Origin of the sequence: Psychrobacter halotolerans, assembly GCF_039680845.1 — a bacterium.
Lineage (GTDB): Bacteria > Pseudomonadota > Gammaproteobacteria > Pseudomonadales > Moraxellaceae > Psychrobacter.
The window spans coordinates 512,557-526,294 of sequence record NZ_JBDKWD010000001.1; the positions used below are offsets into that span (position 1 = coordinate 512,557).

The 13,738-nt window shown below is 44.7% G+C and carries 11 protein-coding genes; 4 read left to right on the forward strand and 7 right to left on the reverse strand.

Going from position 1 to position 13,738, the window contains the following annotated elements:
* Positions 1-66: 66 nt before the first annotated feature.
* Positions 67-1,023, forward strand: a complete 957-nt coding sequence (locus AAJP47_RS02180; RefSeq protein WP_346716265.1) for an alpha/beta hydrolase family protein — start codon at positions 67-69, stop codon at positions 1,021-1,023.
* A gap of 390 nt (positions 1,024-1,413) precedes the next feature.
* Here AAJP47_RS02180 and AAJP47_RS02185 read toward each other — a convergent pair whose 3' ends face one another.
* The 7 genes from AAJP47_RS02185 to AAJP47_RS02215 all read right to left on the reverse strand — a co-directional run bounded on the left by AAJP47_RS02185 (position 1,414) and on the right by AAJP47_RS02215 (position 9,063).
* The gene (locus AAJP47_RS02185; RefSeq protein WP_346716266.1) at positions 1,414-2,277 is read right to left on the reverse strand and encodes a universal stress protein; all 864 of its coding nucleotides are present in this window, start codon (positions 2,275-2,277) and stop codon (positions 1,414-1,416) included.
* A 52-nt stretch (positions 2,278-2,329) separates the two neighbouring features.
* Positions 2,330-3,829 (reverse strand): SulP family inorganic anion transporter, encoded by a 1,500-nt coding sequence (locus tag AAJP47_RS02190; RefSeq protein WP_346716267.1) that lies wholly within the window; start codon positions 3,827-3,829, stop codon positions 2,330-2,332.
* 902 nt (positions 3,830-4,731) lie between these two features.
* Positions 4,732-5,238 (reverse strand): GNAT family N-acetyltransferase, encoded by a 507-nt coding sequence (locus tag AAJP47_RS02195; RefSeq protein WP_346716268.1) that lies wholly within the window; start codon positions 5,236-5,238, stop codon positions 4,732-4,734.
* A gap of 330 nt (positions 5,239-5,568) precedes the next feature.
* Positions 5,569-6,315 carry an amino acid ABC transporter ATP-binding protein gene (locus AAJP47_RS02200; RefSeq protein ID WP_346716269.1) on the reverse strand — a complete coding sequence of 249 codons (747 nt, stop codon included), beginning with the start codon at positions 6,313-6,315 and terminating at the stop codon, positions 5,569-5,571.
* Positions 6,316-6,392: 77 nt separating this feature from the next.
* Complete coding sequence (locus AAJP47_RS02205; protein WP_497198669.1) at positions 6,393-7,121, reverse strand: amino acid ABC transporter permease; 729 nt, start codon at positions 7,119-7,121, stop codon at positions 6,393-6,395.
* 14 nt (positions 7,122-7,135) lie between these two features.
* Positions 7,136-7,972 (reverse strand): amino acid ABC transporter substrate-binding protein, encoded by an 837-nt coding sequence (locus tag AAJP47_RS02210; RefSeq protein ID WP_346716270.1) that lies wholly within the window; start codon positions 7,970-7,972, stop codon positions 7,136-7,138.
* A gap of 311 nt (positions 7,973-8,283) precedes the next feature.
* Positions 8,284-9,063, reverse strand: coding sequence for a UTRA domain-containing protein (locus AAJP47_RS02215; protein ID WP_346716271.1), 780 nt, complete (start codon positions 9,061-9,063; stop codon positions 8,284-8,286).
* Positions 9,064-9,352: 289 nt separating this feature from the next.
* Between AAJP47_RS02215 and hutU the strand changes: the two genes are divergently transcribed.
* Genes hutU through hutG form a run of 3 tightly spaced genes read left to right on the forward strand, consistent with a single transcriptional unit; the run spans position 9,353 to position 13,727 of the window.
* Positions 9,353-11,068, forward strand: a complete 1,716-nt coding sequence (hutU, locus tag AAJP47_RS02220) for a urocanate hydratase (protein WP_346716558.1) — start codon at positions 9,353-9,355, stop codon at positions 11,066-11,068.
* Positions 11,069-11,122: 54 nt separating this feature from the next.
* Positions 11,123-12,685 carry a histidine ammonia-lyase gene (gene hutH, locus AAJP47_RS02225; RefSeq protein ID WP_346716272.1) on the forward strand — a complete coding sequence of 521 codons (1,563 nt, stop codon included), beginning with the start codon at positions 11,123-11,125 and terminating at the stop codon, positions 12,683-12,685.
* Positions 12,686-12,695: 10 nt separating this feature from the next.
* Complete coding sequence (gene hutG, locus AAJP47_RS02230; protein WP_346716559.1) at positions 12,696-13,727, forward strand: formimidoylglutamase; 1,032 nt, start codon at positions 12,696-12,698, stop codon at positions 13,725-13,727.
* Positions 13,728-13,738 lie beyond the last annotated feature (11 nt).

The window sequence follows — 13,738 nt, forward strand, 5'->3', positions numbered from 1 at the left end:
TCTGCATTATATATTGTACAAGCATCTTTAGATAGAGTGGGTATCTCAACCGCTTAAGGAGCTTTTATGAATAATCTCGTTACTGCATCTAAAAATATTCCAGAATCTAGTCGACAACTTACCCAGTCTATTAGTCCAATCACCTTAACTATGGAAGGCCGTGAAACACCGCTTGAACTCCGTATTACCCTGCCTTTAAGAGGCGATAACATCCCTGTTATTTTACTTTCACATGGAGGCGGCCCATCCTTATACCTATCTTCCAAAGACGGTTATGCCCCACTTGCTAACTATTATGCAGAGCAAGGGTTTGCCGTTATTCAACCTACTCACGCAAGTTCAAGAGTGGGTGGTCTCGGCAATAACCACCCAGAGGCACCACTCTTTCTCAATCAAAGAGTGCTCGAAATGAAAACCATTTTGGATAGTTTGACGCAAATTGAGCATGATACAGCCTACCTTACTGGCCGATTAGACAAAGAACGCATAGCAATAGTCGGTCACTCTCTAGGCTCTATGACAGCCGCTATGTTGATGGGCATGACGCTATTAACACCAGAAAGCAAGAGCGTATTAGATAAGCGCATCAAAGTGGGTGTTCTGTTAGCGACAGTTGGCAAAGGAGGAGATGATTTAATTGAATCCGTAAGAGAAAGGTGGCCTGCATTTAACCCAGACTATTCATCCATGACCACTAGAAATCTAGTAGTTTGTGGTGACGAGGATCTTAGCCCTCACTTTACAACTCGTGGTGCAGACTGGCATACAGATTCTTATCACATTTCTCCAGCCAGTGACTTTTTATTGACGTTAATTGGGGGTAAACATGGTTTAGGTGGCGTTGCTGGTTATGATGCAAAAGAAACAGATGACGAAGATCCTGATCGTCTCGCCATTACTCAAAAAATGACAGCCGCTTATTTAAAGTCGGCTTTATACGATGATGACAATACGTGGACAGATGCTTGTGAAGCATTAGAAGCTTTTGCTAGTAAACACGCTTACGTAGAAGGCAAATACTGAAAGATACGAAGACTGCGGTGCTGATGCCCAGCATCAACCGAGAAAGCAGGCCGAAAAGGTCTGCTTTATTCAACAAAACAATAGCCAAGAATAGAGCTAACTTTTTTGGATTAAATAGAGCATATCATCATTTTGAGAACAGACCTATTTTACATAACTGGTAACTTAGCGACACCTATTATCAATCATCAAACACACTATGATATAAGTGGTTCTATGGATAGGCTTGAAGAGTGAAATAACTAATTTGATTGAGGTATATCCAAAACACATGTACTTAACGTTATTAAAAAAACAGACCCCACTTAATCACAACAGTAAAAATTCTCATTAAGTGGGTTTAGTTCCTGTCATGGGTACACTGATTTGCCAAGATGTTTGTTTGGTATCTTAGCGAACCAAAATTACTGGCGACAGTGTCTTGGCAATGATTTTTGTCGTGGTACTGCCCACAAATAGCTGTTGGAATTTAGAATGCCCATAAGCACCAATGACGATAATATCGACCGCCTTTTGCTTTTGAAAGTCGAGTAAACCGTCAACGGCATCAGCGGCTAATAAATGATGTGCTTCTATCTTAAAGCCTGATGTTGTTAACTGCTCAGTCGCTACTGCCAAGCTTTTTGTAGACGTCTCATTATGATTGTCTACCATGACGATATGCCCTTGCATCTCTTTTAATAGTGGACTTTTCGCAATAATATTGACCGCCTTGATAGCAGTTTTACTACCATCAAATGCGAGCATATAAGAAGTAGGTGATTTAAACGCCTCTGAGCAAATCAACACTGGTACGCTTGAGGCGCGCACTACCGTTTCAATTTGACTACCAATATTGATCTGGCTATTTCTGTGATCTTCGCCGCGTCGTCCCATCACGATGACACGGTTTTTGGTATTGAAGTGTTCGATAGCTGGTAGCAATTTGCCATGACGTTGATAGACGTTAACGCCTAAGCCATCAAAGCTACTTTGGATGTGACTTTTTGCATCTTCCACCAAAGCATTACTATAGCTATTAGCGACTTTTGCTCTTTGCTCATCGAGTTGCGTAAGCTCTTCTAGCAGAAACTGACGACTATTGATGCCTATTGACCCTGATAAATCACGTCTGGTTGAAGCAGCAACCTCACTGACATGTAGTAAGCCCACTGGTAGGTTCAATCGGCTTGCATACCATGCTGCATAATCACAAACGGATTCCGTCACGGCCGAGCCATCAATACAAGCTAAAATGTGCTGTTCTGTGTTCATAATCTGTCCTTAAATTTATTTTTTAAACGTTCTTCCTACTAATCTGATGCTATTAATGAGCGCCCAAACTTTGATCGGCTTCAGGTTTGTCATGAACGCCAAATTTTTCTATCATCGCCTGACTTGCTTCATTCAGACCGATTAGCTCAACATCAGTCCCTTCGCGGCGAAACTTAATCATGACTTTATCTATGGCAGCGACTGCCGTCACGTCCCAAAAATGGGCTCGCGATACGTCGATAATCACTTTAGAGACAGATTCTTTGATGTCAAATGAGTCTATCAAGCGCTCTGCTGATGAGAAAAACACTTGCCCATCGACGCGATAGTAACGGGTTCGTTCTGCTTCATCCAGATGGGTATGCACACTCATGTAGCGTTCAATCTTATTGGCAAAGAATAGCGCTGATAGCAATACACCGATTAGCACGCCGTACGCCAAGTTGTGAGTGGCGACCACCACAGCAACGGTCGTAATCATGACGATATTACTTTGCAAAGGCTTGGTTTTTAGCTCTTTAAAAGAACCCCAGTTAAACGTACCAATTGATACCATAATCATCACGGCGACTAACGCGGCCATGGGGATAATCTTTAACCAATCGCTTAAGAACACCACCATCAATAATAAAAACACGCCTGCCACCAAAGTAGAGAGACGTGTATAGCCACCAGATTTTACGTTGATGATAGATTGACCAATCATCGCGCAGCCTGCCATACCACCGAAAAAACCACTGACGACGTTGGCGATACCTTGACCTTTACATTCTTGGGTACGATCCCCTTTAGTATCAGTTAAGTCATCGACGATGGTCATGGTCATCATAGACTCAAGCAAACCAACGATTGCAAGGCTGATGGAATACGGCAAAATAATGAGTAAAGTATCTAAGTTTAAAGGAATATCAGGCAGTAAAAATATAGGTAAGGTATCAGGCAGCTGCCCCATATCATTGATGGTGCGAGCCTCTGCACCTAATAAAATGGCGACGGCCGTCACCAGTACAATACTGACCAGCGGTGAGGGAATTACTTTACCAATTTTGGGAATATACGGATAACCATAGATAATCACTAGGCCGAGCGCTACAAGACCGTAGACGTGTATTAGGTTTGAGCCTGCTTGCGGCATCAGCTCTGGAATCTGTGACATAAAAATTAAAATGGCTAAGGCATTGATAAAGCCAAGGACAACAGATTGCGAAACATACTTCATCAAATTACCCAGCTTTAAAAAGCCAAAGACAATCTGTATAACACCTGTCAAAACACTGGCGGCCAGCAAATACTGCAAGCCATGCTCTCTAACCAGCGTGACCATAAGTAACGCCATCGCACCCGTTGCGGCCGAAATCATCGCTGGACGACCACCGACAAAGCTAATGACGACGGCAATACAAAAAGAAGCGTATAGTCCAACTTGTGGATCGACACCAGCAATGATAGAAAACGCAATGGCTTCAGGAATGAGGGCTAACGCGACGACCATACCAGCTAGGACATCGCCTCTGACATTGGATAACCAATGTTGTTTAATAGTAGTTAACATGTTTAACTCAGTTTTTAGGAACTGCTTTAGTCTGTCAATAATCGCGATATCTGAGATAAGAGACATCTGAAATAGAAAGTCTGACACATTTTCATCTAGGCATAATGCCCATCAAATAACAGATGTAAAAATGTGAACCATCGTATTTAGTAAGTTATTGGCATAATTTGCCTTTAATAGCTTGCCCTTAACGACTCAATAGATAAATCGATTATGGATACAAACATTAAAGCAGTGCGTGTGCACAGGAAAAAGCGTAAGACGCTCTATGATAGAAATTGCTATAGGGAGCAATTATTTACTGAGGAGAGGTACAACTAGGGTGGCGTATTCATCTTTGTGGTAAACGACTTTTATAGGTTAAAGAAGTGATATTTCTCATAATTCTAACATACATAGCGTCAGTTAATAAAAATATCTGGTTGTTGTTCTTATGGCAGTGCTTAAAATAAATAAAAAATAATGAGCCAATAGCCCGTTTTATGCACACCACAACGTGCACTGTGACTGTTTCAATAGTTGAAATATTGATATATCGGCATACAGCCAAATGTTCAGTTTCTCATTAGGAAACCACGTCTTATTTCTATAAAATAAGCATTACAGTAAACAGTTTGAGCGCAAGAAAAGTCCCTGTATCGGCGAACACTAAAATAGCGATTACCTCAGAGAAAACAGTTTAATGATGATAAGAATAATGAATAAGCCAAAAAAATCACCAGCCGAGAACACGTATTGTTTTTTGGCTTGATTGAGTAATACCCTAATTTTGAGAACAGACCTATTTTACATAACTGGTAGCTTAGCGACACTATTTATCAATCATCAAACACACTCTGATATAAGTGGTTCTATCGATAGGCTTGAAGAGTGAAATGAGTGGTTTTATTGAGGTATACTTTTTAGAGCGTTATCAGCTTATAAAAATGTTTGAGATTGATAATGGTAGCATTCAGACTCTTGTCGCCATCTTCAGTATGCGAGTACTCAAATTCGTTTTTCCGTAATACTTTTTCTGAAGAATAATTGGTTTCTAAAACCACAGCATTAATTCGCTTGATACCCATTTGTATGGCAATATCTATAATTTTTTTAACGGCCAAGGTCGCAATACCTTTTCCAACGGCTGATTGGCAGATACGATAGCCCAAACTGGCATTATTATCTCTAATATCGCGTAAATTAATGCGTCCTATCAATTTGTCTTGTTGATATATTACAAAAAAGGCAATATCACCATTCGCTTGTTCTTGCAAAAGATCCTCTTGAGCACATAAAAAACTCTCATAATATCGATAGGTATCAGGTCTTGCGCCGACTGTTTGTGCGAAGTAATCCCAATTATATTGTTCGAAACTAAATAAGTCCTGATACACTTTTTCAGATAGTGGTACCACTGTGATATTCATAAAGTTCTCTGTTTAGGGGCGTTAGGCATTGATTGAAAAATATCTTAATCTGCTCGATAAGTGCACTGCGAATTACATCGCTATTATCACAATAACTCAAACTCTTGATACTATTAACCTACATCCAAAGATTCAACCCCTTACTAGAAAACCACTAATTTTTCCTTAACAAGCAATCACAGTCAACGATTCTGTAATAGCCAAAATAAAAGCTGAGCATACAACCGACAGCCGATACTCTAGTATAGAAATTAAACTCAAATCATAAACATAAAAAAAGCCCTGAATGGGCTTTAGTTTTTACAGCTGTGTATGTTACAACGACATAAGCTACTTCTGATCGATACGCTGCAAGAACGCTTGCGTACGTGGATGGCGCGAGTCTTCAAATAACTGCTTGGCACTGCCCTCTTCGACCACCACACCATCCTCAATCAAGACCACATGATCCGCGACATCGCGAGCAAAGTTGATCTCATGTGTCACCACAACCATTGTCCAGCCCTCAGAGGCCAGCTGTTTCATACTCTCAAGAACGTCTTGTACCAGCTCTGGATCAAGCGCAGAGGTTGGCTCATCGAATAGCAAAAGTGACGGTTCAATAGCAAGCGCGCGCGCAATACCAACGCGCTGCTGCTGACCACCAGACAACTGAAACGGATAAAGGTCGGCTTTGTCTGACAGCCCCACTTTTTCTAACAATACCAATGCCTGCTCACGAGCTTGCGCCTTGGTTTGACCTTGTACGACGGTCGGGCCCAGCATTAAGTTTTCAAGGGCTGTTTTATGCGGAAACAAGTTATAAGACTGAAAAACCATCCCTGACTTGCGCTGTAGCGCTAATAAGGTGCTTTTTTTAGGCTTAGTCGCAAAGTCAACCTTTAAGCTGCCATCATCAAAAGCAATCACCCCTGAATCAGGAATCTCAAGCGCGTTGAGACACCGTAAGAACGTGGTTTTACCTGATCCCGACGGTCCTAATATGACGATCACCTTGCCTTTATCGATAGTCAAATCAATGCCTTTTAGCACTTGATTGGTGCCAAAGGCTTTATGAATATTAGTGACTTTGATCATGAAAATTCCTATTGTACCGATATCTATAGTGCTGCTGGGTCAGTGATAACCAAGGTCATCATACTGTTGACAAGTTTTTATTTCGCCACATAGCGATCAAGCCGCGTTTCAAGCTTGCCTTGGATAAAGGTTAAGAACAGACAAATACCCCAATAAATAAACGCCGCCTCTGTATAAACCAGCATAAATTCATAGTTACGGGCGGTAATAATCTGTGCTTGTTTGAACAGCTCTGTCACCAAGACCAACGAGGCCAATGAGGTTTCTTTTACCAAACCGATAAAGGTATTGGATAAAGGCGGTACAGAAACCCTTAGCGCTTGTGGCAAGATGACATGGCGAAACGTCTGTAGATAGGTCAGTCCAACCGTTGAGCCTGCTTCCCATTGTCCTTTTGGAATCGACAGAATCGACGCGCGCACCGTCTCTGAGGCGTACGCCCCAATATTGAGTGAAAACGCAATAATCGCTGAGGGAAAGGGATCAAGCTTCACGCCCACGCTTGGCAGTCCATAAAAGATAATAAACAGCTGCACGAGCATCGGTGTCCCGCGAATGGCAGACACATAAATACGAGCAAGCCGATAGCAAATCTCATGGAGCCAGCCAGCGCGCGGCACGATCCGAACCAAGGCAACGGCCAGCGCGATGATCATACCAATCGTAAATGAAATCAATGCAAGCGGTATCGAATAATAGATACCGCCTTTCAGCATTGGCCAAAAAGATGAGATGACAATCTGGGCCCGATCAGGGCTCATAAATGGCAACATCGCCAATAATTCAGCTAACCACGACACTGACATTATAGATCCTAGCATTATTTTTGTTGACTTACGTCAGCACCAAAGAATTCTTCACTAAGTTTGGTGAACGTACCATCGGCTTGCAGTTCTGCTATTGCTTCGTTCAGTTTTGTCACAACGGCATCATCACCTTTTAGCAAGACGATACCTGAGCCCGTTTGTTCGCTAGCAGGAGCCGTTAGCTTAATCTCAAGTCCTGAATCAGGGAATTTTTTTAGATAATCCAATACCGCCAGATTGTCATTCATCGTAAAGTCAGCACGGCCTTGTTTGACTAATTGAATCGCTTGCGCCATACCATCAACAGGAACGATTTCTGCGCCATATTTTTCTGCCAATTCACCATAGTTACTGCTGAGTGATTGAGCAGTACGTAGACCCTTTAAGTTATCCCAAGCGCTAAAACGGCTATCATCTTTCGGTGCCAGAGCGACTGCCCCTGACCAGCTATATGCAGTCGTTTTGTCATATTTTGCTTGACGCTCTGGCGTCGTCAAGGCGACTTGGTTGGCCACCATATCAAAACGTTTTGAGTCAAGACCAGCTAGCATCGCATCCCACTGAGTCTCTTTAAACTCAACGTCCACGCCTAACTTATCAGCAACCGCACGCGTCACTTCGACATCATAACCTGTGAGCTTACCGCTCTCATCATGATACGTGAACGGAGGGTACGTACCTTCTGTACCAACGTTGATAGTGCCACCATTGTTGATACGTTGTAGCAGATCAGAGCCGCTTGTTGCCGCATTGTCTGTTGCAGTGGTATCTGCTTCATTGGTAGTAGATTGACCACAAGCAGTCAGTAAGACTGTACTAGCGGCAAACGCTAAGAGAGTACGACGTTTCATAGGACGTCCTTATAAGAGTAAATGGATGGATCGAGACTGTTATATCAACACTATATAATGCCAGCAAATAAGCGATACAAGCACAGATAGATAACGCAATAGAACATCCGCTCTGTATTATTTTGCTTTGGCTGCTCGATTTGAGGATTCTCAGCATGTATTTCAATACTGTTTCTATATTATTTTAAACTTTTAAGCGGTTTTAAGGCAAATTTTGATTGTACGGCATTGCATGGAGTAACAATGACGCTATATTAGCGCACTTCAAAAAGAATAAACGTACAAAAACAGTGAGCACACGACTACATTCGTTATAGCTCACCTGAAAATTGGTAACGATCGCCTGCATGCCACATTTTGACAAAGGTCACCACCTGACCTGCCGAATATGTCTGACGACGCAATACCAACGTGGGCGACTGCGGGGTAATTTGCAGCGCAGTTGCAACCTCATCTGGGGCGGCCAAGGCTCGAATGGTATAACTACCACGCTCAAGTGGGCTTTTGACAATCAAGTAATCGCTGGTATTAACCACGCTAAAATCCTGCTCAATAAATTCTGGGACTTTTTGGGCATCAACCCAGCGCTCTTCGAACTGTATCGGCTCACCATCGGCAAAGTGAATGATTTTTACCTCGTATAAAACAGGGGCTGCATCACTATTATCAACGTCATCACTATTGTCTTCAATCCCTTTCTTTAAATCAGAAGGTATCGGCGCTATCTCAATATCAAATTTGCGGCGCAGCTCATCATCCAACATATTTGCTGTGACCGCACGCTTACTTACCACCTCAGCTTTATAATCACGATTGGCGGATTTTAAATCCTGGGCGATATTACGCACTTCCACAAAGGTATGATTAAACTGCTGCTGGGCGACAAATGTCCCCGACCCTTGCCTGCGCTCCAATACCCGCTCCGCGCTTAATTCCTTCAAGGCGCGATTGACCGTCATGCGTGAGACACCAAATTCTGTTGCCAACGCCATTTCTGTCGAAATCGCCTGACCTGCCTGCCATTTACCAGAATGAATATTATCCAATATCGCCTTTTTAATCCGCTGATACGCCGGAATCGCCTTTGTCATATCTGTTTTTAACCGTCAGTTTCGTTCATAAGAATAGCGCCATAGTATCACGCCAATCACGACAACCTTCATTAGATCGACTTATTGTGTTTATGCTTATTATTAATCATTGAGTATGACTAAGAAACGCTCGCATTCAGCCACTTATAAAAAACTGCTTGCATGAAAAAATGATTTTTGATAATTTGTATATACAACTTACGAATTGCTTCAAATAATATGATTCAAAATCTGTATTAATCTTACTGTATTAATAACACAAGGAACGATCATGACCACCGATAATGGAATGAGCAAAGCTATAAAAGTCAGCGATAACGAATTTACCCGCCGTGACGAGAGCCGTGATATTGCCGCGCCCACTGGCTGTACGCTCAATTGCAAAAGCTGGCTCACCGAAGCCCCTTATCGCATGCTACAAAACAACCTGCATCCTGATGTCGCTGAAAACCCAAAAAGCCTCGTGGTCTATGGTGGGATCGGACGCGCGGCGCGCAACTGGGAAAGCTATGATCAAATTTTAGAATCCCTTAAACAATTAGAAGACGATGAGACATTATTGGTGCAATCTGGCAAGCCCGTTGGTGTTTTTCAAACCCATGAAAATGCCCCGCGTGTGTTGATTGCCAACTCCAACCTTGTGCCGCGCTGGGCCACGTGGGAGCATTTCAACGAGCTGGATCGCAAAGACCTATTTATGTACGGGCAAATGACCGCAGGTAGCTGGATTTATATTGGTACGCAAGGCATCGTCCAAGGTACGTACGAAACCTTCGTCGAAGCAGGTCGTCAGCACTATGATGGCAGCTGGAAAGGACGCTGGATTTTGACGGCGGGTCTTGGTGGTATGGGCGGCGCGCAACCACTCGCCGCAACCTTTGCTGGTGCCACTTCTCTCAACATCGAATGTCAGCAGTCGAGTATCGATTTTCGTTTGCGTACTGGTTACGTCGATAAGCAAGCGGACAATCTTGACCACGCTTATGAGCTGATTAAGCAGCATACCGCAGCCGGTGAAGCGGTCTCCATTGCTCTACTTGGCAATGCTGCCGACGTCTTGCCTGAGATGGTCAAGCGCGCACGTGCAGGTGAAATCAAACCTGACTTAGTCACCGATCAAACCTCGGCTCATGACTTAATCAATGGCTATCTACCAAGTGGCTGGACAGTAGAAGAATGGAAAACCGCACAAGAAGATCCTGAGCAACATGCTGCACTTACCAAAGCGGCAGCAGCTTCTTGCGCGGTACATGTACAAGCGATCTTGGATCTGCAAGCGATGGATATTCCAGCAACCGATTATGGTAATAATATCCGTCAGGTGGCGTTTGATGAAGGGGTTCAAAACGCCTTTGATTTCCCCGGTTTCGTCCCCGCTTATATTCGTCCGCTGTTTTGCCAAGGCAAAGGCCCGTTCCGTTGGGTAGCTTTATCAGGCGATCCAGAAGATATTTATAAAACGGATCAAAAGATTAAAGAGCTATTCCCTGAAAACCAACATATTCATCGCTGGCTTGATATGGCAAAAGAGCGCATTCAGTTCCAAGGTCTGCCAGCCCGTATCTGCTGGTTAGGTCTTGGTGAGCGTGATAAAGCAGGTTTGGCATTTAACGAGATGGTCAAAAATGGCGAGCTAAAAGGCCCTATCGTCATTGGTCGCGACCACTTAGACACAGGTTCTGTTGCCAGCCCTAACCGCGAAACCGAAAGCATGAAAGATGGCTCAGACGCGGTATCTGACTGGGCGCTCCTAAACGGCATGCTCAATGTCGCAGGTGGCGCTACTTGGGTATCGTTGCATCATGGCGGCGGCGTGGGCATGGGCTACTCGCAGCATTCTGGCATGGTCATCGTCGCTGATGGTACGGATACGGCAGCCAAACGCTTATCACGCGTACTGGTCAACGATTGCGGCTCAGGCGTCATGCGCCATGCCGACGCTGGCTATGAATTGGCGATTAAAACCGCTAAAGACTATGGTCTCAACCTGCCGATGATTAAATAACTCAAGCGAGCTTTACCGTATAATTCATATCGCTTATAAAACTAGGACTACTCCATGACTGCTATCAAACAACTTACCCTACATCCGCGCAAGCTTAGCTTTGAGATGCTACGCGACATCTACGATTACCCAGTCGCTTTGACCTTGCCTGACAGCGCGTATGAAGCGATAGATGCGTCACACGCAGACGTACAAACCATCATTGCACGCGATAAGAGCGCGTATGGTATCAATACCGGATTTGGCTTACTTGCCAAGACGCGTATTAGCGATGATCAACTTGAGCTGCTTCAGCGTAACTTAATTGTCTCTCATTCAGTGGGCACAGGTGAGGCCCTACCAGACAGCGTAGTTCGCCTGATTATGGTAATGAAAGTTGCCAGCTTGGCGCAAGGCGTGTCTGGTGTACGCCGAACGGTGGTTGATAGCTTACTTGGATTGATTAATAATCAAATCACGCCCAATATCCCAGCCAAAGGTTCGGTTGGTGCGTCTGGTGACTTAGCACCTTTGTCACACATGACGCTTGCCATGATGGGTGAAGGTCATGTGTATGTCGCTGGTAAAAAGGTACTGGCTGCTGATGCGTTGGCACAACATGGTCTTGAGCCAATCACCTTGGCTGCCAAAGAAGGTCTTGCCCTTATCAATGGGACGCAAGTATCAACTGCCCTAGCACTGCGCGGTTATTTCTTAGCGCGCGATTTACTTGAAACAGCAACCATCGTCGGCTCACTGTCCATTGATGCTGCCAAAGGCTCGGACGCACCATTTGATGCACGCATTCATGACGTACGTGGTCATCATGGTCAAATCGAAATCGCTAAAGCGCACCGCCAGCTTATCAAAGGCAGTGCCATTCGCGCCTCGCATGATGGCGAGCAAGATGACAGAGTACAAGACCCTTACTGCTTACGTTGTCAGCCTCAAGTCATGGGCGCTTGTCTTGATATCATCAACCAAGCAGGCAAAACCTTATTGATTGAATCGAATGCGGTGACTGATAACCCGCTTATTTTTAACAACGATGATGGCCCAGTTGCTATCTCAGGTGGTAACTTCCACGCTGAACCTGTCGCCTTTGCCGCTGACATCTTAGCCTTAGCAATCGCCGAGATTGGCTCTATGTCTGAGCGCCGCATTGCGTTACTGATTGATGCGACTTTATCAGGTGGCTTGCCACCATTTTTGGTCGAAAATGCAGGCGTAAACTCCGGCTTTATGATTGCGCATGTCACCGCAGCAGCGCTTGCCTCAGAGAACAAATCCATCGCTCATCCGGGTAGTGTCGATAGCATCCCGACCTCTGCCAACCAAGAGGATCACGTGTCCATGGCGACCTATTGTGCGCGCCGTCTATACGAGATGGTACAAAACACCGCCACCATTATCGGTATTGAACTATTGGCAGCCGGTCAAGGTATCGACTTTCACCGCGGGCTTGAAACTTCAGAGATGCTAGCGATCGCTCACCAAAAGCTACGTGAGCAAGTGACTTTTTATGATAAAGATCGCTACCTTGCCCCTGACATCGAAGCGGCAAAACAGTTGGTATTAGATGGCACGCTTGCTGAGCATTGGCAAGAACTGCGTAGTAACTGGTACGAATCAAAGTAAGGAAAACATGATGACCAAGCCAACTGTCAGCCACACTGCTGCCGATATGACTCGATGGACTGGACGAGCAGAGCCGTTTGAAACCGATCGCGCCCGCTATTGGTATCAGATTGCCGCGCCTTATAAGCAGCAGCGTATTGGGCTGGTTGGCTTTGCGTGTGACCAAGGTGTCAGGCGCAATCAAGGGCGTGTGGGTGCAAAAGCCGCGCCGCCTTTGATTCGTCAAGTATTTGCCGCGCTGCCAGTCATCTCAGCATTGCAACAGCGCTTTGACGGTCAGCTGGCAACATTGCTCGGTGACGCGGACGATATCCATTGTCATGACGATAATGACTTGGCAGCGCTCACTCTCGAACAGGCTCAAATCGCGTATGCTGATAAGGTCAGCCATATTATTCAACAAGGCGGCCTGCCCATCGGGCTTGGCGGTGGTCATGCCATTGCTTATGGCAGCTTTTTGGGATTGTGGCAAACGCTAATCAAAGCAGATACTTTCCATGATAAAAACAAATTACCCGTAATAGGTATTATTAACTTTGATGCCCATTTGGACATTCGTCAATCTGATGTGGCGACCTCTGGCACGCCGTTTCGCCAAATCGCCGAGCACCTCAGCGAAAACGGTCAACCTTTTAATTATTGCTGTATTGGCGTCAGTCGCTTGTCGAATACCGCCGCCCTCTTTGATCGCGCCGAGCAATTAGGCGTCCATATCATCAGCGATGAGGACTGTCATTATCAGCCATGGGAAGTGCTGGCTAAGCAAATTGAGGCCTTTATCAACAAAGTCGATGTGCTCTATCTCACCATTGATATGGATTGTCTGCCATCAAGCGTCGTACCGGGTGTCAGTGCGCCAGCGGCTTATGGAATTGAGCTACCTTTCGTTGAACGCGCGGTTAAATTGATGATGGCATCTGGCAAAGTAAAGGTTGCCGATATTGCTGAAATCAACCCTACGTTTGATATTGATAGTCGTAGCTGCAAGGTCGCGGCTCGCCTGTTGGCCAGCATTATCGAACAGCATTTACTCACTTTATAATCGCTATTGAA